At 71.7% G+C, this 23,875-nt stretch carries 20 protein-coding genes; 10 read left to right on the top strand and 10 right to left on the bottom strand.

Annotation, left to right across the window (positions count from 1 at the left end; translation table 11 throughout):
• The first annotated feature begins 5 nt into the window (after window positions 1–5).
• On the top strand, window positions 6–926 hold the full coding sequence (locus MYF83_RS35515) for a carbohydrate ABC transporter permease (RefSeq protein ID WP_248965148.1): 921 nt from the start codon (window positions 6–8) through the stop codon (window positions 924–926).
• Between the two features lie 37 nt (window positions 927–963).
• Here MYF83_RS35515 and MYF83_RS35510 read toward each other — a convergent pair whose 3' ends face one another.
• The 4 genes from MYF83_RS35510 to MYF83_RS35495 all read right to left on the bottom strand — a co-directional run bounded on the left by MYF83_RS35510 (window position 964) and on the right by MYF83_RS35495 (window position 8,760).
• The gene (locus MYF83_RS35510; RefSeq protein WP_248965147.1) at window positions 964–1,245 is read right to left on the bottom strand and encodes a WhiB family transcriptional regulator; all 282 of its coding nucleotides are present in this window, start codon (window positions 1,243–1,245) and stop codon (window positions 964–966) included.
• A gap of 158 nt (window positions 1,246–1,403) precedes the next feature.
• The gene (locus MYF83_RS35505) at window positions 1,404–5,819 is read right to left on the bottom strand and encodes a TIGR02680 family protein (RefSeq protein ID WP_248965145.1); all 4,416 of its coding nucleotides are present in this window, start codon (window positions 5,817–5,819) and stop codon (window positions 1,404–1,406) included.
• The gene (locus tag MYF83_RS35500) at window positions 5,816–7,213 is read right to left on the bottom strand and encodes a DUF2398 family protein (RefSeq protein WP_248965144.1); all 1,398 of its coding nucleotides are present in this window, start codon (window positions 7,211–7,213) and stop codon (window positions 5,816–5,818) included. The genes MYF83_RS35505 and MYF83_RS35500 overlap by 4 nt, the downstream gene beginning before the upstream one ends.
• Window positions 7,213–8,760, bottom strand: coding sequence for a TIGR02677 family protein (locus tag MYF83_RS35495; RefSeq protein WP_248965143.1), 1,548 nt, complete (start codon window positions 8,758–8,760; stop codon window positions 7,213–7,215). Before MYF83_RS35495 ends, MYF83_RS35500 begins: the two co-directional genes overlap by 1 nt.
• A 381-nt stretch (window positions 8,761–9,141) precedes the next feature.
• Here MYF83_RS35495 and MYF83_RS35490 point away from each other — a divergent pair, with 381 nt between their 5' ends.
• Both MYF83_RS35490 and MYF83_RS35485 read left to right on the top strand, forming a co-directional pair.
• Window positions 9,142–9,606 carry a MarR family winged helix-turn-helix transcriptional regulator gene (locus MYF83_RS35490; RefSeq protein ID WP_248965142.1) on the top strand — a complete coding sequence of 155 codons (465 nt, stop codon included), beginning with the start codon at window positions 9,142–9,144 and terminating at the stop codon, window positions 9,604–9,606.
• Window positions 9,607–9,796: 190 nt separating this feature from the next.
• Entirely contained in the window at window positions 9,797–9,961 is a 165-nt protein-coding gene (locus MYF83_RS35485) for a hypothetical protein (protein ID WP_248965141.1), read from the top strand.
• 37 nt (window positions 9,962–9,998) lie between these two features.
• Here the strand turns inward: MYF83_RS35485 and MYF83_RS43335 are convergent, their stop codons facing one another.
• The 3 genes from MYF83_RS43335 to MYF83_RS35470 form a co-directional block, all read right to left on the bottom strand.
• On the bottom strand, window positions 9,999–10,604 hold the full coding sequence (locus MYF83_RS43335) for a TetR/AcrR family transcriptional regulator (protein ID WP_308201559.1): 606 nt from the start codon (window positions 10,602–10,604) through the stop codon (window positions 9,999–10,001).
• Window positions 10,601–10,948, bottom strand: coding sequence for an SPW repeat domain-containing protein (locus MYF83_RS35475; RefSeq protein WP_248965139.1), 348 nt, complete (start codon window positions 10,946–10,948; stop codon window positions 10,601–10,603). The genes MYF83_RS43335 and MYF83_RS35475 overlap by 4 nt, the downstream gene beginning before the upstream one ends.
• Window positions 10,949–11,228: 280 nt before the next feature.
• Window positions 11,229–11,696: a hypothetical protein gene (locus tag MYF83_RS35470; RefSeq protein ID WP_248965138.1), complete on the bottom strand. Its 468-nt coding sequence runs from the start codon at window positions 11,694–11,696 to the stop codon at window positions 11,229–11,231.
• Window positions 11,697–12,007: 311 nt separating this feature from the next.
• On the opposite strand from MYF83_RS35470, the gene MYF83_RS35465 reads away from it, so the two are divergent.
• Entirely contained in the window at window positions 12,008–13,189 is a 1,182-nt protein-coding gene (locus MYF83_RS35465) for a WD40/YVTN/BNR-like repeat-containing protein (RefSeq protein WP_248965136.1), read from the top strand.
• Between the two features lie 223 nt (window positions 13,190–13,412).
• On the opposite strand, the gene MYF83_RS35460 is transcribed toward MYF83_RS35465, so the two are convergent.
• Window positions 13,413–16,601, bottom strand: coding sequence for a glycosyl hydrolase 115 family protein (locus MYF83_RS35460; RefSeq protein WP_248965134.1), 3,189 nt, complete (start codon window positions 16,599–16,601; stop codon window positions 13,413–13,415).
• A 424-nt stretch (window positions 16,602–17,025) separates the two neighbouring features.
• On the opposite strand from MYF83_RS35460, the gene MYF83_RS35455 reads away from it, so the two are divergent.
• From MYF83_RS35455 to MYF83_RS35435, 5 genes are all read left to right on the top strand, one after another.
• A complete protein-coding gene (locus tag MYF83_RS35455) occupies window positions 17,026–17,625 on the top strand; it encodes a sulfite oxidase-like oxidoreductase (protein ID WP_248965133.1) in 600 nt (199 codons plus the stop codon).
• Window positions 17,622–18,362 (top strand): ferredoxin reductase, encoded by a 741-nt coding sequence (locus tag MYF83_RS35450; protein WP_248965131.1) that lies wholly within the window; start codon window positions 17,622–17,624, stop codon window positions 18,360–18,362. Before MYF83_RS35455 ends, MYF83_RS35450 begins: the two co-directional genes overlap by 4 nt.
• A gap of 1 nt (window position 18,363) precedes the next feature.
• Window positions 18,364–18,672, top strand: coding sequence for a DUF6510 family protein (locus tag MYF83_RS35445; protein ID WP_248965129.1), 309 nt, complete (start codon window positions 18,364–18,366; stop codon window positions 18,670–18,672).
• A 109-nt stretch (window positions 18,673–18,781) separates the two neighbouring features.
• The gene (locus MYF83_RS35440; RefSeq protein WP_248965127.1) at window positions 18,782–19,867 is read left to right on the top strand and encodes a WD40/YVTN/BNR-like repeat-containing protein; all 1,086 of its coding nucleotides are present in this window, start codon (window positions 18,782–18,784) and stop codon (window positions 19,865–19,867) included.
• A 4-nt stretch (window positions 19,868–19,871) separates the two neighbouring features.
• Window positions 19,872–20,150: a MoaD/ThiS family protein gene (locus MYF83_RS35435; RefSeq protein ID WP_248965126.1), complete on the top strand. Its 279-nt coding sequence runs from the start codon at window positions 19,872–19,874 to the stop codon at window positions 20,148–20,150.
• Window positions 20,151–21,577: 1,427 nt separating this feature from the next.
• Here the strand turns inward: MYF83_RS35435 and MYF83_RS35430 are convergent.
• Window positions 21,578–21,799 (bottom strand): Rossmann-fold NAD(P)-binding domain-containing protein, encoded by a 222-nt coding sequence (locus MYF83_RS35430; protein WP_248965125.1) that lies wholly within the window; start codon window positions 21,797–21,799, stop codon window positions 21,578–21,580.
• 803 nt (window positions 21,800–22,602) lie between these two features.
• Between MYF83_RS35430 and MYF83_RS35425 the strand changes: the two genes are divergently transcribed.
• The gene (locus MYF83_RS35425; protein WP_248965124.1) at window positions 22,603–23,148 is read left to right on the top strand and encodes a hypothetical protein; all 546 of its coding nucleotides are present in this window, start codon (window positions 22,603–22,605) and stop codon (window positions 23,146–23,148) included.
• Here MYF83_RS35425 and MYF83_RS35420 read toward each other — a convergent pair.
• A complete protein-coding gene (locus MYF83_RS35420) occupies window positions 23,116–23,640 on the bottom strand; it encodes a hypothetical protein (RefSeq protein WP_248965122.1) in 525 nt (174 codons plus the stop codon). The genes MYF83_RS35425 and MYF83_RS35420 overlap by 33 nt on opposite strands.
• Window positions 23,641–23,875 lie beyond the last annotated feature (235 nt).

The raw sequence follows: 23,875 nt of genomic DNA, 5'->3' as shown, positions 1-23,875 counted from the left end.
CGGCGATGGTTTCGCAGGCAGGAAAGGTACGGCTCAGCCGCAGCGCGGCGCGCGAGCGGCGCAGGGCCCGGCTCGGCCCGCTGTCGGGGCTGTCCCACCTGGCGCTGGTCGTGTGGACCGTGCTCGTGGCGGTGCCGATCCTGTGGACGTTCCTGGCCTCGGTCAAGAGCGAGGACGAGATCTTCGGCAGCGCCTGGTCGCTGCCCGCGTCGCTGCGCTGGGACAACTGGGCCCGCGCCTGGGACCACGCCCACATCGGCCAGTACATGCTGAACAGCGTCGTCGTCGTGGCGTTCGGCACGTTCGGCACGATGCTGTTCGGCTCCATGGCGGCCTACGTGCTCGCGCGTTATCAGTTCCGCGGCAACCGGGCGATCTACCTGCTGTTCGTCTCGGGGCTGGCCTTCCCCGTCTATCTGGCGCTGACCCCGCTGTTCTTCGTGGTGCAGAACATGGGGAGCGTCCCGCTGATCGGCCAGTTCATCGGCCTGGACTCCCGTGGCGGGCTGGTGCTGGTGTACATCGCCTACTCGCTGCCGTTCACGGTCTTCTTCCTGTCGGCGTTCTTCCGCACGCTGCCCCAGGCCGTCGCCGAGGCGGCGTTCGTGGACGGCGCCTCGCACAGCAGGGTGTTCTTCCAGATCATGCTTCCCATGGCGCGGCCGGGCATCGTGAGCATCACGATCTTCAACGTGCTCGGCCAGTGGAACCAGTACCAGATCCCGCTGGTCCTGCTCAGCGGGCAGGCCAAGGACAAGTGGGTGCTGACCCAGGGCATCGCGGACATCTCCACCGCGGCCGGCTACGACGCCGACTGGTCGGCCCTGTTCGCCGCGCTCAGCATGGCCATCCTCCCCATGCTGGTCGTGTACACGATCTTCCAGCGCCAGATCCAGGCGGGCCTCACCGCGGGCGCGCTGAAGTGACCTCTCCCCGCGCCACGGCACACCCGAGAGCCGGCCGCTATCCGATGCGCACGTGCCGGTCCTGCCCCCTCGCGGCGCTCACCCTGCGCTCGTCGGGGTCGGTGCCTCCCCAGATGCCGTGCTCCTGGCCGGTCCTCAGCGCGTACTCAAGGCACGGGTTCTGCACGGGGCATCGACGGCAGACGGCCTTGGCCCGCTCGTGCTGGGCGTGGCCGGGGCCCTTCGCCGAGATCGGGAAGAACAACTCGGGGTCCTCACCGCGGCAGGCGGCACGACGTAGCCACGAAACGGCCGGTATGACGGTGTCCTGGATGACCATAGCGATCCCATGAGAGTGAGTGGCCTGATGCGGTCTCTGCCGAGGAGTCGCGTGCCCGTTCTGATGGGGTTGACACGTCTTTGTGGAATTACTTTAAGGTGTCCGTTTTGGCGGTTCCGGTCCAGCCCCACGGAGACGGGGCGGAGAGGACCCGCAGGTCAGGCCGTTGCGTCCGGGTCACTGGAGTCCTCCTCGTCGTCCTCACCGTCGTAGAGGGTGGCCTGCGGGGAGCCGGGGGGAACGTGACGGCGCGGGGTGAAGCCGAGCAGCTCCTTGACCAGCTCGTCGTTGCCGGCGTACCCGGCGTCCGCGTCGAAGACCTGGGCCCCGTCCCAGAGCGCGAGGATGGTCGACACCGTCCGCAGCTCGCTGTCGTGCAGCAGATCGTAATGGGCGATCATGGGGACCGTCGGATAGGTGCACCACAGGTCGTGGCCGGTCATGAACAGGTCGAGGTCGAACCGCACCGTCAGCCCGAGCAGCTCGGGCTTGTAGTTGTCGTCGATGCCGGCGAACGCCTCGTCCAGCGCGATCACCCGGGGGCACGACGCCCGGCCCGAGGAGTACAGCGCGTTGGCCGCCGCGAACAGCGGCAGGTGGATCGAGGCGGACTTCTCCCCGCCCGACATCTGTGAGTGCCTGGCCCGGGTCAGCCGGACCTCGGGCTCGCCGCGCCGGGCCATCAGCAGCTCGAAGGTGTACCACGAGCGGTAGTCCAGGACGGCGGCGAGCGCCTCCTTGTAGGTGGCGCGGGAGTTGCGGCCCCGGTAGTCCCTGATCATCTGCCTGAGGTGCCCGCGCAGCGCCGAGAGCCCCTGGTGGCCGGCGCCCGCGGCGTCGCGCACCAGCAGCGCCGCCACGGCGCGCCGCCGGTCGTCGATCTTGTCCGACTGCACCCACCGGATGCCGATCGTGGTCCCCGAGGACATGGGCTTGGAACGGGTGTCGGCGTTCATGCCGCGCACCAGGTCCTTGGCGGCGACCACCCGCGAGTGGATCTGCTGGGCGAGGCTCGTGAGCAGCTCGTCCTCAAGGACCGTGCGCTCGCGGTCCTCCAGCAGGACGCCCTGCTCCCCGGCGCGTTCGGCGACGGCGCGGGCGAACGCCGACACCGGCATCCGGCCGTCGGCGTCGATGACGTGGACGGCCAGCACCGCGCCGGGCTCCCAGTCGAGCCGGTAGTCCTCCTGGCACCCCTCCAGCGCCGCCTGGAAGTCGCGCAGCGCGTTGGAGACGCGGTCCAAGCTGCTCTTCAGCGCCGCGCTCGTCACGGCCCGACCTCCCCGCGTCGCCGCGTCGTAGGCGTCGATCAGCACAAGCGCGTCGGAGGGCAGGGTCGCCCGCACCGCCTCCAGCGGGTCGGGCGGCGGGTCGGCGAGCATCAGGTCGGCGACGCCCTTGGCCGCCTGCTCCGGGACCTGGGGGTGGTTCTCCAGCGGCCAGGGCCGGGGATCGGTGACACCGGCCAGCGGGCGCAGATCGGCCTGGGTGTAGGGGACGAACTCGGCGACCTCCCCGGCGAGCGCCGCGAAGGCGGCCGCGAGGGACTCGCGGCCGTGCTCGAGCTCGGCCCCGGCGAGCACCTCGGCCTCCCGCTCGGCCGCCGCGGCCCGGTCGTGCTCGCCCCTGGTCGCGCGGGCCGCGGCGATCAGGCCCTCGGTCTCGCCGATCTGCCTGAGCACCTCCGTCAGGTCGGCGTCGAAGGTGCGTTCCAGCGTCTCCAGCCGCTCGACCAGCACGGCGTGCGCCCCCTCGCGGTCGCCGAGCGCGGCGGCCGCCTCGGCGTGCTCCCGGCCGAGCCGCTCGATGGTCTCCTCGCGCTCGGCGAGGTCCCCCTCGGCCGTGGCGGCCTTCTCGCGTTCGGCGCGCAACCCCTCGGCCTCGCGGGTGAGATCGTCCAGCGCCTGGGCGACGGCGTCCACCTCGCGGGGGTCGCGGGGCATCGACAGCTCGGCGGCGGCCTGACGCAGCCTGCGGCCCGCCGCGCCGACCTCCGCGACCGCGCCGTCGAGCTCCTTGGCGGCCTCCGCCAGCCGTCCCCGCGCCACCGCCAGCCGGGTGGCCCGGTCGGCGACGCCGCGCGCCGCCGTGAGGATCGGCCCGGTCTCGGGGAGCTCCTTCCTGGCGCGGCCGAAGTCGGCCGCGAGCCCGCCGAGGCGTTCGGACTCCTCGGCCAGGCCTTCCAGGGTCGCCTGGTGCGCCGCGATGAGCCGGTCGTACTCGGCGAGGCGGGCCAGACGGCGGGCGGCCCGGTTGGTCGCCCCGATGTACTCCGCCGCCGCCTTGGGCCGGCCGCCGAGATGGGGGCCGAAGCCGAACGTGGCCCGCGCGCTGACCGCGGGGGTGGCGGGGAAGGACCGCGCGAGATCGTCGTCGACGGCGATCGAGCGCAGGACGGCTGCCACGACCCCGGCGGGGACCATGTCCTGCTCCTCGGCTACCAGGACGTCGGCGAGGGTCCGCCCCGCCGGCCGCCGATCCTCGGGCAGGGCGACCAGGTACCCGTCGGCCTGCCCGGCCGCCAGCTCCGCCAGGGTCAGCTCGGGATCGGGATGGACCCAGGCGGTCAGCAGCCCCGCCCCGTACAGGGCGCCCTCGATGCCCGCGGCATCGCCGTCGCCGACCGCGCCGGCGAAGCGGACCAGCCGCCACAGCGGCGCGCCCGGCCGCCCCTCACGGTCGGCGGTGCGCAGGTCGTCGCCGGGCGGGGCGTCGTCGCGCTCGGCGGCCACCGCCTCGCGCTCGGCGCGCAGATCGCGCACGAGCGCCGTGACCCGCGCCTGTTCGGCGCCCGCGCGGGCCCTGGCCTCGATCATCTGGCCGCGGCGCTCCTCCGCCAGCTCGCCGAAGACCTCCGGCAGCCGCCGCGCGCCCGGCTCACCGATCGCGTCGAGGGTCTCCTCCAGCGCCGCGAGGTCGGCGGCGGTCGCCACGGCCGGATCGGCGGCGGTCGCCACGACCGGATCGGCGGCGGTCGCCACGACCGGATCGGCGGCGGTCGCCATGGCCGGATCGGGGGCGGTGACCCATCGCTCCGCCCAGCGGGCCAGGGCGGCGCGCGCCGTCCGGCGGGCCTGGTCGACCCCCTCCTGCGCGGCCGACAGCCGCTCCTGCCCGTCGGAGACCGCCTGGTCGACCTCCTCGGCCGACCTCTCCGCGCCCTTCCGCCCGGCTTCGGCGGCCTCCAGCGCGGCCAGGTGCCCGCGTACGGTCTCGACGTCGCCGCGCCTCGCGGCGGCGCGCGCCCTGGCCAGGGCCAGGCCCTCCTCGGGCGCGGCCTCGGCGATCTCGCCGCCTCCCGCGATGCCGGCCCTCCCGGCGGCCTCGACCAGCTCGTTGAGGTGCCGGTCGGCCTTGGCACGCGCGTCGCCGAGCCGCGCGGCGACCTTGGCCGCCTCGGCGCCGAGTTTGGCGACGTGCTCGCGCGCCTGCCCCAGGCGCCGCCGCTCCTTGCCGATGGCCGCGCCCTCGTCGGCGATCCGGCGGCGAAGCCCGTCCAGCTCTCCCCTTGCCTGGTAGGCCTCGTGCTGCTTCAGCGCGGCGAGCCTGGCGTCGTACCTGGCCAGCTCGGCCTCCGCGGCCTCCCGCCCGGCCATGGCCTCGGCGCGGGCCGTGCCGGCGCGGCGCAGCTCGGACGCGGCCTGCGCGATGCGCGCGGCGCCGCCGGCCGTGCCCTCCAGCCGCTCCCCGACGCGGTCGAGCCGGTGGCGGACGTGGGTGCGGAGGTAGGCGGTGTAGTGGACCAGGAACTCCTTGACCGCCCCGTCGGCCAGGGTGAGGTCGTCGAAGAGCCTCTGGACGGCGGCGAGGTTCTCGAAGTCCCGCGCGGCCTGCTCGACGAGGACCTGGTCGACGGGGCTGAGCCCCGCGCTGAGGGTCTCCGACACCTTCACCGGGTCGAGGTCCTTGGCGAGCAGCGGCCGGCGCAGCGCCAGCAGCAGGTCCAGGAGCTGCGCGTACCGCTCCTTGCCGAGCCCGAACAGGCGGGCGTCCACGGCGGCGCGGTAGTCGGTGGCGGTCCTGTAGCGGGCCCCGGGCTCCAGGGCGGCCTTGAGCTGCTTCTCGGTGAGCGGCCGGGAGTCGGCGGAGAGCAGGCCGAAGTCCACGCCGACGCGCCTGCCGGTCACGAAGAACGACGGCGTGACCCCGTCGCGGTGCCGGTGGGCCCGCAGGCCGATGATCAGCGTCACGGCCTCCTCCCCGCCCGGCCCGGCGCCTGGGCCTGGGCCGGGGCCACCGTCGCCGTCGCCGTCAGAGGAGGCGGCGTCCCGCTCTTCGGGGTCCTCGTGGGTGAACTCCATCCACACGTAGCCGTACTCGGCCTCCTGGCCCCGGTAGAGGAGGTTGGACTTCATCGTGCGGTTCTCGCCGCTGAAAGGGTCCAGGCGCCGCGCGTCGCTCACCCCGTCGAGGACGAACGGGAACAGCACCTCAAGGGCCTTGGTCTTCCCCGAGCCGTTGTGCCCGCGCAGCACCAGCCGGCCGTCGGCGAAGACGAACTCCTCGTCGATGTAGTCCCAGATGTTGATCACACCTGCGCGGGACGGCTTGAAGCGGCCGCGAACGGGGGTCATGAAGCGGAGTCCTCCGGGAGAGACGTCGGGAACGGCAGGGCGTCCTGCTCGTTGCCGCTAGCGGGCAGCGCAAGGGTGATGTTGCGGTAGCGGGCGAACGCCGGGAGCAGCAGCACCCCGCCGGGATGCCGCCGCACCAGGCGCAGCTCGGCCAGGAGCGTCACCGCGGCCTCGAGCAGGCCCTCCTGGTCGTGCTGCCACGCGGCGGAGAAGGAGGCCGCGCCCAGCTCCTCGTACAGCTCGGCGACCATGGCCGACAGCCTGGCCCGCTCCACCAGCGCGACCTCGGCCGGCGGCGCGCCGCCCGCGCCGGGGTCAGGGGCGGGCGGCGGCGCCCAGGCCAGCTCGTGGACGACCCCGGCGTGCGGCAGCGCCGAATCGACGCGCGCCAGCAGGTCACGCTGGTCGTCGGCGCCGGCGGGCGGCTCGACGAACCTCAGCGCCCGCCGCTCCCCTGGATCCTCCAGCAGGTCGGCCATCTTGGCGAGGAGGAGGCCCGCCGCCCGGTTGACCGCTCCGCCCCGGCCGGGGAACGGCTTGTCGGTGAAGCGCCCGCCGGGGTCGGCCAGCATGAGACCCTCCGCGCGGCGCTCCACGGCCAGCCCGGTGAGCCGTGCCAGCCCGTCGGCGAGGCCGGGGTGGCGGAGGGCCTCGGCGACCTCGGGCTCCACCTGGTCCAGGTAGACGACCGGATACTCCACCAGCAGGCGCCGGGCGCGGCGGGCCGCCTCGTCGGGACGCGCCCGCCCGGCCCCGCCCGAGCCCTCCAGCAGGCCCGCCGCGCTCGTGAGGTGCTGCACCGGGCGCGCGGGCTTGAACAGGATCGCGCAGATGTCGTGGTCGATGTCGAACAGGGCGTCACCCCGCTCGGTGTCGTGCGCCCAGGAGTCCAGCGACCCGTCCGAGAGCCGCAGCGCGCCCCGCTCGACCAGCCAGTCGAGGCAGTCGACGACCGCGGCCTTGTGCGCGCCGATGGTCGGGTCGAACCCGAGCCCCTCGATCGCGTTCGCGGCGGGGGCGAAGGCCCGTACCAGGTCGGCGAGGCTGATCTCCACCCGCGAGCGCTGGAACAGCGCCAGCACCAGGCACAGGTAGGCCAGGCGGCGGCGGTCGAACGGCTTGCCCTTCTTCGCGAACAGGTGCCGCTGGGTGTCGTCCAGCGCGTCCAGGCGGCGCACCACCCGGACCTGCCGGGTGGTCGCGATCACCGTGTAGCCGAACAGCTCGCGCAGGTCGCGGGTGAGCTGGTCGGCCCAGTGCAGCACGTGGTCGAGCGCGCCCGGCCGCGGGCGTGTCGCGGTGATCAGGTCGCTGGTCAGGGCCAGCCGCACGGCCTGCTGGTAGGAGCCGAGGTCGCTCGGCAGGACGCCCGCCGCGACGCCGCGCGCGCTCATCACGGCGTCCCCTTGGCGTGGGTGGCGGGGACGAGGTCCAGCCGCAGGCCGGGCAGGTGCAGGACGCCGTGGACCGTGCGGACCGCGCTGCCCTCCGGCGCCGGGACCAGGCGGACCGTCATCACCTCGTTCCCTCCGGACGCGGCGCGCAGCCGGCCGGCGACGACCGTGCGGGCCTCCAGCGCCCGGGTCAGCAGCCGCAGGACCACCTTGGTCTCGGCCTCGTCCAGGACGCGCCCGTGGACCCCGGCCTCCACCAGGCCGCCGGCGGCCTCCCGCTCGGCGGCGCGGTGGGACGCCTGGCGGCGTCGCAGCTCACCGCGGATGCCGGCCCGTCCCCGGACGGGCTGCGGGACACCCGGCGCCGGGGCCTTGCCCCGGCGGAACAGCGGCACGGAGATCTCCACGCCGGGCGCGTCCCACCAGGTGGAGCGGACCGAGATGTCCTCGGCGTCGTCGTGCGCGCCGCCCAGATGGCGTGCGGTGCGCGCGTTGAACGCGGCGGTCATCAGGGCGTGCGCGGCGCCCTCGTCGGGCGCGTTGAACACCCACTCGGCCAGGTGCCGGAGCTGGGTCGACCGGTTGACCCCGCCGCGCTGCGCCTCGGCGATCTGCCGGAGCAGCGCGATGACGCCGGACACGCCGGTCCTGGTCGCGGCGCGCAGCTCGGCCGCCCGCGAGGACTCGCCGCCGTCGGCGGCGAACCAGGCGCGCAGCACCATCCAGCGGCGGCGCCAGTCGGAGAGCCGCTCCCCGTGGTCCATGAACGGCCGCTCGTCGGCCGCGGCGGCCCGGCCCAGCATCGTGGCGACGCCGGTCCGTTCGACGTCGCGGACGGCCTTGTCGAGCCGGGGCAGGTAGCGGTCGAGCTCGGCCATGAAGTCGGTCATGTGCGTGAGCAGGGTGTTCTTGTAGCGCAGGAACGTCTCGGGCGAAGCGTCGGTGGACCTGGTGATCTCGCCGAGGGTGAGGTGGAAGCGCGCGGAGCGGCGGGCCATGTCCTCCATGACCGCGTCCAGGCGCGACAGCCTGCGCCAGACCTGCTCGCCGTGGCCCGAGCGGTTGGCCTCGGCCAGCGCCTTGAGGTCTTCGAGGATGTCGGAGAACACCAGCCGCGAGAGGTTGGCGTCCTCGGGCCGCGCGGCCAGGACCTCCTCGACGGCCGCGAACGCCTGGTAGCCCAGCTCGCTGAACTGGTACACCGACTGGCGGTTGCGGTATCTGACGAGGCTGCCGGCCCGGGAGGCGTCCTCGAGGCGGTGGACGACCCCGTCGTCGGCGAGGGCGTCCAGCCGCGCGCGGAGGTTGTCGTCGGCCGAAGGGGCGTCGCCGTAGGCCCGGCCCAACTCGGCGAGCACGCGGGCGACGTCGTCGGGGTGGGCCTGGAGCTGGTGGACGGCCCGGAGGCGGTCCATCGCGCGCAGCACCCACAGGTACACCAGGTGGTCGTCGCGCCGGGTGAAGTTGAACAACCGGAACCGGTCGCTCACCGCGAGCGCGTCCAGCTCGAACGCGCGCGACCCGCCCGTGACGGCTCTGTCCTTCATTCCCCACTCCCCCGGCCGGCGGGAGGCCGTTCGCGGGAACGGCCTTCCAGCGGCGATCAGCGCCCATCGCGGAGGAAGCGGCCCGTCCTCTCCCCCGGCAAACCCACCACATGGGTGGCGACCGTCCGTGCGCCTTCCGTACGCCTTCCGTGAGCCTTGCGTGCGAACACAGGATCGATCACACACATGGATACACGAAGATCCGCCTCCGCGTGACGGGCATGCGCGGCGACGCCCGGCGGGACGGCGGCGGCCGTGCGTGCCGTCCCGGTGGCACGGGAGACAAGATATTTGCACACGCACCTATTTGCTCTGTGCCTGGTAAGCTGCCTTGGGCGAATCAGCGGCCGTCCCACGCGGAGGGCCTCGATGGGAGCGGTCATGGGAATCGGCGACGACGCGGTGGAGGTCCGCGCGCAGGGCTGGCGAACCCTCGCGGCGCTGCACGGCCTCATCGAGACCGCCCTCGAACGCGAGCTGCAGTCCGGCCACGACCTGTCCGTCGTCGAGTACACCGTGCTGGACGCCCTGTCGAGGCAGGACGGCTGGCACATGCGCATGCAGCAGCTCGCCCGCGCCGCGGCCCTGTCCAGCAGCGCGACCACGCGGCTGGTCAACCGGTTGCAAGATCGCGGGCTGCTGACGCGCATCCTGTGCCAGGACGACCGGCGGGGCATCTACACCGAGCTCACCGCCGAGGGGTGGGATCTGCTGAGCAGGGCCCGCCCGGCCCACGACGCGGTCCTGGTCAGGGCCCTGGCGGAGGCGGAGGCCATCCCCGAGCTCGCCCCCTTGGTCGAGGCGCTGCACCGCCTTCCGGCCGCGTCCCCCTCGCCTGCGGGCTGAACACCCACTCCTACGGCGGCTACTTCATGTGGCCTCCCGGCGCGTACAAGGCCGCCGGCCGCGAACTGCTCCCCCGGGTGGACTTCGGCACGGAGAACTACTTCTGGGACGCCTCCGCCCACATCCTGTCCTGGGTGCAGGCCTGGCGCGGCACGGCGATCTGGCCCGGCCGCACCGGCCGGTCCCTGACGTGCTGTACTCGGCCGCCGGGAACAGCGCCGACGAGCACTGGTTCAACCGGGGCATCATCGGCTGGGACTTCGAAGTGGGCGCCGACGTCTACGACCAGGCGACCGGGCAGTTCCAGGCGGCCGGCTTCCAGCCGCCGTTCGCCGAGGGCCACGAGCGACGATGACGGCCCTCAGGCAAGGCACCTCACGATGAGTCGGCCGTCAGGCGAGGGATCTGACGATGAGGTCGGCCACCGTGTCGGGATCGATGTGGTGGCCGGTCAGCAGGCAGAGGTTCTCCTGGTAGAGGAGCACGGCGGCGAACATGGCCGCGGCCGCCTCCAGGCGCGCGGCGTCGCCGCGGCTGCCGGGCAGGGTCAGCTCCAGGGCGAAGCTGGCACGGCGGATGATCTCGGCGTTCAGGTGGCGGAGCCGGTCGCGCACCGAGCCGTGCGTGTCGGCCTCGCGGAACAGGATGCGCCGCATCGCCGGGGACGCGTGCAGCGGGACCCGGCGCGCCAGCCCGGCGAGCGTGCCGGCCGGGTCGCCGGGGACGGCCTCGACCGCCCGGTCGCCCAGCTCCTCGATGCCGGTGCGCTCGTCGACCAGCGTTATCAGCACGTCGATCTTGCGCGGGAAGTAGTGGAAGACCAGCCCTTTCGGCACGTCGGCCTGCTTGGCGATCTCCGCTGTGGCGGTCGCGTCGTAGCCGGCGCCGGCGAACAGTTCCTCGGCCGCGTCCAAGATGCGCGTGCGCGCGTCCGGCTCGCCCCCGGCGGTCCCGGAGCGCCGGCGGGCGGTCCGGGACCACACGGAGGGCTTGATCACGCGTTCGTGAGAACGCGGCTGCGCGTCTGGGTCGCCGTCCACAGCCCGACGATAACCGTCACGGCACCGGCGATCCATGCCGTCCAGGCCGCGGCGGCCGAACCGTCGAAGCCGAAGGCCCAGGGTGACACGACCAGCAGGGCGCCGAACGCCGCGGTGACCCAGGAACTGGCGCCGCCGGCCCCGAGCAGCGACCAGAGGGCGGACACCAGCAGCAGGGCGCCGAGCAGGAGCAGTGGCTGGGTGGCGTCCGAGGCGGCGCTCGCCCAGAAGAACGGTGCGAGGACCGCGGCCGCGCCCGCGAGGAACGCGACGACGTCCGCCCACGATTTCGTGAGGTCCATCCATGCCTCCATCGTGAGAAAGGTGTCGTGGACCCCGACGATCGTCTTGATTGACCGCCCGGTCAATGTACCCGAACGTTACGTCCTGCTCACCTTCCGTCCCTGCCCCTAGTGCGACACTCGGTCCGCCACGCCCGTCGGCCCGTGCGAACCTCACCGCGACGGCCCCACCCGGCCGTTCGATGTGACGGCCGGGGGACCCGCGGGCGCCGTGGCGGCGAGGAGTGGTGCGGCGATGCCGGCGCCGGTGTACGGCGGGCGACCGGCGGAGGTTGCGCGCCTAATCGCCGCTGCTGCTGGAGCTGCTGCTGCTCGAGCTGCTGCTGGAACTGCTCGAGCCACCGCTGCCACCGCCGCCACGGCCACCGCTGGAACTGCTGGAACTCGAACTGCTGGAGCTGCTGGAGCTGGACCCGCCGCCCCAGCCGTCGTCCCAGCCGTCGCCCGAGCCACTGCTCGAACCGCTGCTGGATCCGCTGCTGGACCCGCTCGAACCGCCGCCGCCACCGCTGGAACTGCTGGAGCTCGAGCTACTGGAGCTGCTGGAACTGGAGTCCCGTTTCTTATGCTTGCCATGGCGGCATGGCCGGTAATAGCAGTCGTCGGTCACGATGACCGACAGGCCCGGCGTGGCGGCCACCTGCTGTGTCATGGCGGCGCTTGCGCTCGCGGGCTGGGCCGGCATCGCGGCCGGGCCGATGAGGCTGGAGGCCACTACCGCGCCGGCGGCCAGAGCGTGCTTGAGCATGAGATCACTCCGTGTCGAAGGGTTACGCCCGGCGTGCTGCTCGGGCTGACGGAGCGCCGTATCGGTTCCCGGGAAGATGTCGAGACGACGTCTTACCTGGAAACCACGCTAGATGAAGGGAATCTGGGCGGTCACCCCAGATACCCCAAAGCCTCGGTTCGGTGTCAGCAAGCCGGCCACGCCACGCGACGTCGATAGGGCCGACGGCACGCGGGTTCGGACGAGCCGCCGACGGCACGCCGGCGCCCGGATCCCCGTGCCGGTAGCGGGGTCGTGGACGAAATAGATCGTTTTGGGCTAACTTGCCGGACATGATGCTTCGATCCGCGCTCGGGATGATCTCGGCCGTGACCGCGCTCGTCATCGCGACTCCCGCGTCCGCGCAGGCGGCGCCCGCCGACCCGGCCCAGGAGACGCCCGCCGATGCGGCGCGGCCCCTGCCTGCCGGATCGGCGCCGACCGTGCCCGCCGCGGCCGCCGCGGGATCGGCTGGTACGACGGTTCCGGTGCCGGCCCTCGCCTGGGAGCTCAAGCCGACCGGCGTCACCGCGCGCCTTCGCGGGCTGTCCCCGGTGAGTCGCCGCGTCGCCTGGGCGTCCGGCAGCCTCGGCACCGTGCTCCGTACCGACGACGGCGGGCAGAGCTGGAACGCCGTCCCCCCGCCGGGCACCGCCGATCTGCAGTTCCGCGACATCGAGGCCTTCGACGCCCGCACCGCCCTCGCACTGTCGATCGGCGAGGGCGACGCCTCCCGCGTCTACCGGACCGAGGACGGCGGGCGCACCTGGGCGGAGACCTTCCGCAACGCCGACCCCAAGGCCTTCTACGACTGCATGGCCTTCTTCGACCGCAAGCACGGGCTGGCGATGAGCGACCCCGTCGACGGGAAGTTCCGCATCCTGTCCACCGACGACGGCGGCCGCAGCTGGCGGGTCCTGCCCTCCACGGGCATGCCGGACGCGCTGCCCGGCGAGGCAGGCTTCGCGGCGAGCGGCCAGTGCCTGGTCACCGCGGGAGGGCGTGACGTGTGGCTGGCGAGCGGAGGGGGCGAGCGCTCACGCGTGTTCCACTCCCGGGACCGCGGTCTCACCTGGACGGTCGCCGACACTCCCCTGCCCGCCGCGGATTCGGCTCGGGGCGTCTTCGCGCTCGCGTTCCGCGACCCCCGGCACGGGATCGCCGTGGGCGGCGACTTCCAGCCGGATCGTCCCTCGCCCGACGCCGCCGCAGTGACCCTGGACGGCGGCGCGACGTGGGCCAAGGCCGCCACGCCGCCGCAGGCCTACCGGTCGGGCGTCACCTGGCTGCCGTACCTGGCCTCGGCGGCCATCGCGGTCGGTCCCACCGGCAGCGACGTGACGTTCTCCGGCGGGGAGCGGTGGCAGGCCTTCGACGGCGGCTCGTTCGACACCGTGGCCTGTACCCCGGACCTCGCCTGCTGGGCCGCCGGAGAGCAGGGCCGGGTCGCCCGGCTGACGCTCCGCCGCCCTTGACCCGCCGACCGTGACCCGGTGACCGCCGTCAACGCGGTGACCGCCACCGCCTCAAGCCGCTGATCCCGTCTCCATCAACCCGGTGACCTCCGGCGGTCTCCGTCTTTGTCCTGCTCCGCCGGTCGGTCCTGGGAGGCGGCGCCCGGGCGGGCCCCTGACGGCCGGGACGGCGTGCGGGCGCCCCGCGACCGGACGAGGTCGCGGGGCGCCTGTGCCACCCGGGCTAGCGCCCGGCCCGCCTGCTCTCCGGTGGGCCGAGGTAGCTCGGCAGGACGCCGCCGGTGTCCACCACCAGCCGCTGCACCACCACCGTCGGGTCGACCATCCAGAACTTCAGGACGTGGACGCCCGGCGTGCTGATCGTGTGCGTGGTGGTGGTCACGTTGACGTTGTCGGAGGTGTTGCGCTCCCATTGGCGGTTCATCGTGGTGTCGTTGGCTCCGGTGACGGCCGTGACGTTCACCGTCTGCGGCGCCTGGTCGTCGAACGACACGGCGTACTTCAGCCCGTCGCCGGGCAGGACGTTGTTCCTCGGCGACAGGACCGCCGACACCTTGACCGGCCCGGTGGTGAACAGCGTCATCGTGTACTCAAGGCGCGGGCCGTCGCCGCCCGGCGTCCGGCTCGCCGCCGTGACCGGGCTGGGCGTCATGCCGTCACCAGTCTTGCCGATGCCCGGAATGCGCGTCCAGGTGACGCCGGAGCCGCCGACCGTCCTGGTCGGGTGGGCCGCCTCGGCCGCGACGTGCCCGCCGGCCTCCACGAATCCCTTGACCTGCGAGGGCGGCGTGACGGGGTTGTCCACGACGGCCTTGACCACCACGCTCGCGCCGGCTCCGGTGACGGTGATGGGCACCTCCGTCCTGCCCTTCGGGGCGCGCGACCAGTCGACGCGCACGGTGGCGCGCACCTGCTCGCCGACGCGTCCGGCCTTCGGCGTGACGCTCACCCAGGGCACGGACGGCTTGAGGGTGTAGTCGAACGCGGTCGTGCCGCGGTTGAACACCTCGATGTACTGCTGCGGCTGGGACTGGTACGGGCTGAAGGCCGGCAGCACCGCCGGGGACGTCTCCGCCGGCCACCACTCGTCGGAGCCGTCGATCGCGACGCCGAGTTCCGCCGCGACGGGGACCTCGATGCGCTGCAGGTGGGGGTAGAAGGCGTCCGGCAGGGCGACGTTGTCCTTCTCGGGCTGCTGCCAGGGGGCGTTCGGGCCGTACCGCTCCACGTCCCCGTAGCCGATCTTCGGCTGCGACTGGAAGCCGTCCCACTTCCCGGCTGCCAGGGTCTTGTTGTAGTACGCCGACATCGCCTGGTCCTCGTCGAACCGGGCCTGCGCCAGGTCGGCCAGATCGTTGGTGGCGGCGCGTCCCTGCTTGGCGTACAGGATGTCGGTGAACTGCGCCCTGCGCAGCGCGTACAGGTTCGCCGTCGCCTTCACCTGGTAGTAGACCAGCTGGTAGTAGGCGTCGTCGTACCCGGACGGCAGCGCCTCGCGGATCTTCTCGGCCTTGGCCGCCAGGCTCTGCCACTCGTCGGTGACCCGGTCCATCTCCTGGTAGGCGGTCAGGCTGAACGGGGTGCCCTTGTCGTCGTAGACGACGGCCGAGGAGTCGGTGGCGGGGTCCTTGGCCGGGTCGAGGCTGATCCGGCGGTTCAGCAGTTCCGGCTTGCGGCGCGACTGCAGGTGGCCGTAGGCGCTGAGCACGTCGGCGATCGCCGAGGCCTGCTCGGGCCCGAAGTTCTGCGCCGCGTACTGCTTCTCCCACTCGTCGAGCCGGTCCAGCGGCCGGCGGCCGGGGTCCCAGGCGTAGTCGAGGAAGAACTGCAGCGGCTCCTCCTCGTTCTTCATGTCGCCCACGTTGACCACCCAGAGCCGGTCCACGCCGTAGTCGTAGGTGAGGTGCAGTTGCTCCCAGGTGTTGGCCAGGTTGACGGTGTCGGCCCACTTGTAGTTGCGGCCGCCGCCGACGTAGTCGAAGTGGTAGTACATGCCGTAGCCGCCGCTGCGCTTGGGCAGCGCCTGGTCGGGCAGCTTGCGCATGTTGCCCCAGTTGTCGTCGCAGAAGACGACGGTCACGTCGTCCGGCGGGCGCAGGCCCTTGTCCCAGTAACGCTGGACCTCCTTGTAGAGCGTCTGCACCTGCGGGATCGACTCCAGGGGCTCGCCGCTCTCCTTGGCCAGGATCTCCCGCTGGGCGGCGAGGATGCTCTCCATCAGTTCGATGCCGTCGCCGTCGGGCAGGCCGACGTCGCCGTTGCCGCGCATGCCCAGGGTCACGACGCCCTCGAAGTCCTGCTCCTTCATCCGGCGGACGCCGTCGGCCCAGTACTTCTTGATGGCCTCGCCGTTGCGGCGGAAGCTCCATTCGCCGGTGCCGCCGTACGGGTCATGGCCCGGCGTGACGATGTTGCCGGCGCTGTCGCGCTGCGCGGCCACGGCGTGCCTGTTCCACTCCTCGATGCCGCGCATCATGGGCGCCTCGTGCGAGGTGCCCATGACGACGCCGTACTCGGTGGCCGTCTTGTGGTTCTCGGGGTCGTCCTCGGCGAACGCCCGGCCCCAGACCGCCGGCCACAGGTAGTTGGCCTTCAGCCGGAGCATGACCTCGAAGACCTTGGCGAAGAACTTCTTGTTGAAGCCGCCCGGGTAGCCCTCGGCGAGGCCGGGGCCGAAGTAGCGGGGCGCCCAGGTGCCGAGGGCGGGGTTCTCGTCGTTGATGAAGAAGCCGCGGTACTTCACCTTCGGCGTGCCCTGGGTGTGCCGGCCGGGCAGCACGTACAGCGCGTCGCGGTGGCGGGGAGGAACGTCGTCCCACCAGTACCAGGGGGACACGCCGATCTGCTTGGAGACGTCGTAGGCGCCGTAGATGGTTCCGCGCTGGTCGCTGCCGGCGATGACGAACGCGCGGCGCACGCCCGGGAGCGGGTTCGCGACGACCTGCTCCAGGGAGGTCTCCCACTTGCCCGCGATCCCGGTCACGTCGAGCTTTCCGCGCTTGACGAGGTCGTCGATGATCGGGCTCTTGCCGATGGTGCCGACGAGCACCACGTCGCCCTGCGGGACGCGGTCGAGGGAGACGGCGGGCTTGACGCCGGTGACCCGCTCGAGGTCGGCCCGCAGGTCGCCGACCACGCGGATGACCCCCGCGTGGTCGGCGGCGCTGACGACGAGCGGCGCGGCCTTCCCGGCCGACACAAGGGGGAAGCGGCCTGATCCGCCGGTGGTGGCGATGTAGGCGCCGGAGTCGGCGGGCTCGTGGTGGGTGGTGACGGCCGTCGCAGGGGCGGGCGAGGTCACCGCGGCCGCGGCGGCGACGACCGCCAGCGAGAGCAGCACCCGAAGCGGCCTCCGCGGTGCTCGCCTGCGCGGATGGGGAGGTGCCGGCGACGCGGCGACGTACCTTCTCATTCTGCGATCTCCCTGGGGAACGGAAGGGCACGGGGCTGAAATTTTCTATTGAGTTACGAAAGTTTCGGTGGCAGCGTAAATTACCCGGATGCTAGCCAGCTCGATACAGGCGGTCAACAGCTCGAATGCGTAGGCGAGGCCGCACGGCCCGATCAAGCGGAAGCCGATGAGACTTTCATGACCGCCCGGACGAAGGGCACGTCCAGCGGACCCGGCCGGCCTCGGACACGAAGCAGGCGCGCCCCGCGTGGAGGGATGCCACGTATGGGGTGGAGGGATGCCACGTTTCGCTTCCGACAGGGCTCGCTATTGTGGGCCTGTGTGACCTGGTTCACGTAGGTTCAGTCCGCAGGTAACCAGGCAGGCCGTCTTCCTCTGGGAAGATCATCGGAACAGCCGTCGGCGGTGGGAGAGAAAGGGACCGATGGGCATCATCTCGCGTGGTTTCCGAGGCCGGCCGAGGGACGAGGGCGTCCAGCTCCCGCCCGGCCAGTACCTCACACACGACTTCCCGGTGTTGTCCGCCGGCCCCACCCCGCGCGTCCCGCTGGACCGGTGGGAGTTCACCATCGACACCGAGGCGGGGCAGACCCACCGCTGGTCCTGGCAGGAGCTGCTCGCCCTGCCGAGCGAGACGCCGACCGTCGACCTGCACTGCGTCACCAAGTGGTCCAAGTTCGGCACCACCTGGCGAGGCGTCTCGCTCGACGTCCTGATGGAGGACGTCGAGACCGCCGCCGAGTACGCGCTGGCCTACTCCTACGGCGGCTACACCACCAACCTGCCGCTCGAGGACCTGCTGGACGGGAAGGCGTGGATCGCCTACCGATACGACGGGGAGGAGCTCGCCCCCGCGCACGGCGGCCCCGCGCGGCTGCTCGTGCCGCACCTTTACCTCTGGAAATCGGCCAAGTGGGTGCGCGGCATCCGGCTGCTCAACGAAGACTGGCCGGGCTTCTGGGAGACGGCGGGCTACCACAACTACGGCGACCCGTGGCGCGAGCAGCGCTACCAGGGCGATTGAACGCCCGCACTCCGGTCTGGCGGGTCGCGCGGCTGGTGAAGGCCCGTGACGAGACCGGCTCCGCCCGCACGCTGGTGTTCCGCGTCCCCGGCTGGCCGGGTCACCTTCCCGGCCAGCACGTGGACGTGCGGCTGACCGCCGAGGACGGCTACAGCACCCAGCGCAGCTACTCGGTGGCCTCCGCGGCGGACGGCGACCTCCTCGAGCTGACCGTCCAGAACGTCGCCGACGGCGAGGTCTCGCCGTACCTCGCCGAGGTGCTCGAGATCGGTGACGAGGTGGAGATCCGCGGGCCGGTCGGCGGCTGGTTCGTGTGGCGGCCCACCGCCACCGCACCCGTGCTGCTGGTGGCCGGCGGTTCGGGCATCGTGCCGCTGATGGCCATGATCCGCGCCCGTGAGCAGGCGGGAAGCCGCACGCCGTTCCGCCTGGTCTACTCGGTACGCGAACCCGGCGCCGGTCTTTACACCGACGAGCTGCGCCACCTCGCCGCCGGCGACGCCGGCCTGGACGTCACCCATCTCTACACCCGGGCCGTCCCCGACGGCTGGCCCCGCCCGCCGGGCCGGCTCACCGTGGCCGACCTCGACACCCACGGCTGGTCTCCAGACCTCGCCCCCGACTGCTACGTCTGCGGACCCACGGGCTTCGTCGAGGCCGCCGCCGACATCCTGCTCGCCCTCGGCCACGACGCACGCCGCATCAGGACCGAACGCTTCGGCCCCACCGGAGGCTGACATGACATCACCACGAGAAGACACCTATCAGGACCAGGACTACCAGGACGGCAACGCCCTGGCCGGCCCGCTCAGCGAGATCTTCGCGGTCGACGTGACCGCGGCGGGCGGCCGGTGCGCGAGCTGCGGGCTCACCGGCCCCATCGCCTCCCTTCGGGTCTACGGGCCCGAGCCGGGCTACGTGGCCCGCTGCCCGGGGTGCGAGGAAGTGGTGATGCGCCTGGTCCGCGGCCCCGACGCCGCCTGGCTCGACCTGCGCGGCACCGTCAGCCTGCGCATCTCGCTGCGCCATGAGGAAGGCCGCCCGTAGCCGGAGCCAAACACCTGTTCTAAAAAAGTTGGTGCCAACCCTTCCCGAAGAGGTTGTGCGGGTGGATACTGACCGACAGTCACCATGCCACCGCATTGAAAGGACCGCGATGACCGTCCTCCTGGCCCTCGGAACCGCGAAGGGGCTGTTCCTGGCCCGCAGCGACGACGACCGTAAGTCGTGGGACGTCAGCGGTCCCCATTTCCCGATGACAGGCGTCTACGGGGTGTGCATCGACAAGCGGCGCGCGGTGCCACGCCTGCTCGCCGGGGTGACGAGCTCCCACTTCGGGCCGAGCGTGGCCTACAGCGACGACCTCGGCGCCACCTGGCAGGAGCCCGACCACCCGCCGGTCGCCTTCCCGCAGGACACCGGCACCGCGCTGGAGCGGGTCTGGCAACTGGCGACCGACCCGGCCGGAAACCCCGACCGTGTCTACGCGGGCACGCAGCCCTCGGCCCTGTTCGTCTCCGACGACGGCGGCGTCACCTTCGAGCTGGTGCGTTCCCTGTGGGACCACCCCCACCGCCCGCAGTGGGCGGCAGGCTTCGGCGGGCAGGCGATCCACACGATCCTCCCCCACCCCGACGACCCGTCCTCGCTGGTGGTGGCCATGTCCACCGGAGGCGTCTACCACAGCGCCGACGGCGGCGCCTCCTGGAAGCCCGGCAACTCCGGCATCCAGGCCACGTTCATGCCTGACCGCTTCCCCGAGTTCGGGCAGTGCGTGCACAAGGTCAGCCGGGACGCCGGCGACCCCGACCGGCTGTACGCGCAGAACCACCACGGCGTCTACCGCTCCGACGACGGCGGGGTCCGCTGGGAGTCGATCGCCGAAGGGTTGCCGAGCGACTTCGGGTTCACCATCGTCGCCCACCCGCGACGCCCCGACGTCGTCTACAACTTCCCGCTCGCCGCCGACGCGATGCGGTTCCCACCCGACGCGCGCTGCCGTGTCTACCGCTCGCAGGACGCCGGCAAGAGCTGGGAGGCCCTGTCCGACGGCCTGCCGGCCGAGCCGTTCTACCCCGCCGTGCTGCGCGACGCCATGTGCGCCGACGACGCCGACCCGGCCGGCGTCTACTTCGGCACCCGCTCCGGGGAGGTCTACGCCAGCCGCGACGAGGGAGACTCCTGGTCGCAGGTGGCCACCCACCTTCCCGACGTGCTCTGCGTCCGCGCGGCGGAGGTGTGACGCCGTGGCGGTGACCGTCCTCGTCCCCTCCACGCTGCGCGGCGAGGTGGGCGGCGTCAAATCGCTCAGCGTCGACGCCTCGGGCACGCTCGGCATCGTGCTCGACGAGCTCGGCCGGCAATGGCCACGGCTCGAACGGCGGGTGCGTGACGAGCGCGGCGCCCTCAGGCGTTACATGAACGTCTACATCGACGGGGTCGACTGCCGGTCCATCGGCGGGTCCGACGCCCCCGTTCCGGGCGACGCCGAACTCCACCTCCTCCCCAGCGTCGCAGGCGGCTGACCGGCACCCACCTCACCACACCCGGGCACCCGCCTCACCACACCCCGGCGCCCGCCTCACCACACCCCGGCGCCCATCTCAACACGCCCGGGCACCACGGAACGGACGGCTTGGCGGCCGTCCGTTCCAACCCGGGTGCTCTCCGAACTCGACTCTTCCGACATGCCTGTTCCGACATGCCTGTTTCCAGCTTGTGTGCTTCCAGCTTGCTATGTCGTGGCGGCGGTGATTCGCGTAGTCGTGAAAGGGCAGTAGGTGTCCTCGCCGGGTACCGTGCCGGCGCGGCGGGCCGATGGCCTGTAGTGCGCCGGCTGTGCCTGGTGGGCATGAACGGACACCCGCGCAGACCGGGCCGGCCGGAAGGGGCAACGGCATGAACCTACCGCTGTCAGGCCGCCCGGTTCGCGGGGCCGTAAATGCCGCAGATCCTTCTGCGGAGAACAATACGCAGCATTGACAGAGAGCCGGAAAGAATGTTGGACCAGACTGTTTTTCCCGTCACACGGAACCTCGCGAGAAAAGGGTCCGGCACCATCATCTCGGCCACGCACCGTCACGATCAATTGGACGGCGCCCCGGCCTGCCGCACCTCCGCCATCACCGGCACCACCTGGGACTCCGCTTCCCACCGTTCCCTTCGAGCCGCACCCGGATTCGGCATGTCCTGTGAAACCGGACCCGGCATGTCCTGCGGAAGCCCGGGATGTCCTGCGGAAACAACGATGCGGCCGGAGCCGACGGCTCCGGCCGCAATGAGGTTCGCGACTCTTCCCGGGGTGATCACCCCCAGGGTGTGTTGCCGTTCTTGGCCGGGGTCAGACTCACGCTCACCGTGGCATCGAAGGGGAAATCTACGGTGGTCGGTACGGCGATGGCCTTGACGTGATCGCTCATTTCAGCTGACCCCTCGTCTGTGGCGGTGGCTCGCGTCCTGCCGTCCCGCCGTCGTAATAGCGAAGCTATTCGGGGCCACTATTCAGTCGTTATCGGTACGCTTCTCATGCAGGATTACCAGCGCATTCAAGGACTTCGACAAATAATGATCTGCCCACATCCGATCAACGACACCGTTTACCGCCCCAGATCGGGCCCTCCGACATACCATTTCAGGCCAAGCCGATAACACCCCGAAATAGTCCTCGATTAACCAAGGGCCCCCTCAAACCCTGTGACCAAAGACTCCCCCGAGCCCCACCCGAGCCCCAATCACCCACCGCCCACCCACCCCTCCCACCGACCAGCCCAGCCTCCTGCTCTGCGTCGGATGGCTTCGGCGGACGCCCCACCTTGCGCGGTCTCCTCAGCCGGTCACCGATCGTCACCTACAGGGCGGTAAGGAGGGTGCTGAGGTCTGTCGTCACAAACGGATCACCGACACCCTTCGCCATACCCGGCGACCATCGAGGCACTTCAGGACTTACTCGTCTCTAGTCGTTGAAGTAATGACCTTCTGCGAGGTCCGAGATGAGCGCGGGGTGCACGGGATGCCAACCCAGCTGCTTCTGGGTCAAGGTGCTCGACGCCGGGATGTCGAGCGACGCGATGGCGGCGAACCAGCCGAAGTGGGCGTCGGCCTCTTCGCGGGAGATGCTGACGACCGGCAGGTTCAGGTGGCGACCGATGACGCCGGCGATGTCACGGAGTGCCACCCCCTCATCGCCGACCCCGTGCAGTCGTGCGCCCGCCGGCGCTGCTTCCAAAGCCAGCCGGAACAGGCGCGCCGCGGCCCAGCCCGATGGAACCCACACCTCCCCCCGCGGCAACCGGCCCAGCCCGATGGAACCGGCACCTCTCCCCGGCCCATCACGGCTCCGCTCCACGGCGCCGATACGGCGAGCCGGGGATACGGTGAAACCGGCGCCACCATACGGCGAGCCCCCGGCCGGCATCCCTCAGCAGCACCGAGGAAAGGCCGACGAGCCGGTACCCACCGACCGCACCTGCGGCAGGCACCAGCTCGCCGGGGCACACACCAACCACGAGCCCACGACACCGGCCGACCCGTTTCCGGGAGGCCGCCACGCGATGATGCTCGGACTGGCAGTTCAGAGGTCCCTCGGCAATGGAAACGTGAGCCTAGGCCAAGGACCGGGGGGCTCTCACCGGCCTTCCCGCCGCACGGCGGAGGACCGGAGACTCACCGGCCTTCCCGCCGCACGGCGGAGGACCGGAGACTCACCGGCCTTCCCGCCGCACGGCGGAGGACCGGAGACTCACCGGCCTTCCCGCCGCACGGCGGAGGACCGGAGACTCACCGGCCTTCCCGCCGCACGGCGGCGCCGGCTTCGCCGTACCCCTAATCGCCGTATCGGCGCCGGGAGCACCAGCAGGTCGGCTGCGGGGAGGAAAGCTGACCGCCGGCGACGGAGGCGGCACCGGGACATCCGGCGCAGGCCATCTCCCGTAGGCACGCACTCCTCGGCTGAGACACCTGCCCGCGTTGGGAAGGGACATGGCCCGCCGACTGAGCGATCTCTTCCTCCCACAGGGAGACGTGCGCATCCCATTGAGCGAGGAGATCCTCCTCCTCAGCCCCGCGAGCATCTCCCCCAGGAAAGAGACCCTCCTCCCTCAGAGATTCCGCACCAGCCCACCGGCCGAGGAGATCCTCTTCCTTGTCAGGCTCGGGCCGGCCATCCCATCGGCCCAGGACATCCCCCTTCTCAGGCTTGAGAGCGTCTGCCTCAAGAGTGGCATCCGGCTTCCCTGGGGAGAGCCGACCATCCCACCGGCCCAGGACATCCTCCTGTTCGCGGTTGGGAGCGTCTGCTTGGGGGGTGAGGGACTGGTCTCGAGGGAGGGCGTCGGCATCTTGGGGTGCGTCGTTGTTGTGGCGTGGAACGTCGTGCTCGCCTGCCGGGGTGCTGTGGTCATCGGGGTGAGCGCTGTGGTCGTCGCGTGGAAACATGGTCATCCTCACCGCGTAGGAGTTGGATGGGCAGCCGGGGTGAGACTGGTCGGTGGTTTAGGGCCACCAGGCGAGGCCCAGGAGGAATGATTTACCGGAATCGGGGGGACCTTCGCCGTCGTCACCCTTGTCCGGTTGCGCGTCGTCGTTCGGATCGTCCCCGGAGGACGGAGCGGCCAGCCCGTTCTTTTCGCCGGCTTCTGTGGCTTCTATGGCTTCTATGGCGTCCTCCTTGCCGGCCTGGTCGTTTCCGGCAGCGTGTTCGCTGTCACAGTCGTCTCCGGCGTCCTCCTTGCCGGCACCCTGTTCGCCATCACGGTCGTCTCCGGCGTCCGGCTTGGCATCGGGGTGGGTCGTGGCGCCTTCTTCGGGGTCGCCGGCGTTGTCGGCGCCCTGCTGGACGGTGCCGGCCGCGGGGGTGTCGTTCCCTGAGGTGCCGTTCGCTGCAGCATCGTTCGCTGAGGTGCCGTTTTCGGGGGTATCGGGGTGCCGGCCCAGGCGGCCGCGCGGCTCGGCCGCCTGGGAGTCGATGTCGGCGCGCCGGCCCTCGTCGACGTGTCTGTGGTTCCTGTTCTCGTCCATGCCCATGGTGACCTTCGGTACCGGCGCTTCTCTCGTTGATCTGGGGGTCGGCTTGTGCTGATCGTGTTCACGTCACGCGGGATGGTCTTCAGGCGAAGAGCTTGGCCAGCCAGTCCTGCCACGCCTGCTCCAGCGCCTTGGGGTCGGCCTTGTCGGCGAAGATGTGGTGCCCGACCACCAGCGTGTCGTTCTGACCCAGGATGAACCGGTACAACCCATCACCGGTCCGCACCCC

Origin of the sequence: Sphaerisporangium perillae (genome assembly GCF_023276435.1) — a bacterium.
GTDB lineage: Bacteria > Actinomycetota > Actinomycetes > Streptosporangiales > Streptosporangiaceae > Sphaerisporangium > Sphaerisporangium perillae.
Note: the sequence above shows the minus strand (reverse complement) of the source record. Positions and strands in the feature narration are given on the sequence as shown.

Excerpts from the sequence above, each read along its gene's own strand:
- MYF83_RS35505 (WP_248965145.1), bottom strand. The coding sequence starts at position 5,819 with ATGACCCCCGTTCGCGGCCGCTTCAAGCCGTCCCGCGCAGGTGTGATC.
- MYF83_RS35440 (WP_248965127.1), top strand. The coding sequence starts at position 18,782 with ATGACCGTCCTCCTGGCCCTCGGAACCGCGAAGGGGCTGTTCCTGGCC.
- MYF83_RS35475 (WP_248965139.1), bottom strand. The coding sequence starts at position 10,948 with ATGGACCTCACGAAATCGTGGGCGGACGTCGTCGCGTTCCTCGCGGGC.
- MYF83_RS35425 (WP_248965124.1), top strand. The coding sequence starts at position 22,603 with ATGGCCCGCCGACTGAGCGATCTCTTCCTCCCACAGGGAGACGTGCGC.
- MYF83_RS35515 (WP_248965148.1), top strand. The coding sequence starts at position 6 with ATGGTTTCGCAGGCAGGAAAGGTACGGCTCAGCCGCAGCGCGGCGCGC.
- MYF83_RS35495 (WP_248965143.1), bottom strand. The coding sequence starts at position 8,760 with ATGAAGGACAGAGCCGTCACGGGCGGGTCGCGCGCGTTCGAGCTGGAC.
- MYF83_RS35420 (WP_248965122.1), bottom strand. The coding sequence starts at position 23,640 with ATGGACGAGAACAGGAACCACAGACACGTCGACGAGGGCCGGCGCGCC.
- MYF83_RS35490 (WP_248965142.1), top strand. The coding sequence starts at position 9,142 with ATGGGAATCGGCGACGACGCGGTGGAGGTCCGCGCGCAGGGCTGGCGA.
- MYF83_RS35460 (WP_248965134.1), bottom strand. The coding sequence starts at position 16,601 with ATGAGAAGGTACGTCGCCGCGTCGCCGGCACCTCCCCATCCGCGCAGG.
- MYF83_RS35465 (WP_248965136.1), top strand. The coding sequence starts at position 12,008 with ATGATGCTTCGATCCGCGCTCGGGATGATCTCGGCCGTGACCGCGCTC.
- MYF83_RS35500 (WP_248965144.1), bottom strand. The coding sequence starts at position 7,213 with ATGAGCGCGCGCGGCGTCGCGGCGGGCGTCCTGCCGAGCGACCTCGGC.
- MYF83_RS35445 (WP_248965129.1), top strand. The coding sequence starts at position 18,364 with ATGACATCACCACGAGAAGACACCTATCAGGACCAGGACTACCAGGAC.
- MYF83_RS35470 (WP_248965138.1), bottom strand. The coding sequence starts at position 11,696 with ATGCTCAAGCACGCTCTGGCCGCCGGCGCGGTAGTGGCCTCCAGCCTC.
- MYF83_RS35455 (WP_248965133.1), top strand. The coding sequence starts at position 17,026 with ATGGGCATCATCTCGCGTGGTTTCCGAGGCCGGCCGAGGGACGAGGGC.
- MYF83_RS35510 (WP_248965147.1), bottom strand. The coding sequence starts at position 1,245 with ATGGTCATCCAGGACACCGTCATACCGGCCGTTTCGTGGCTACGTCGT.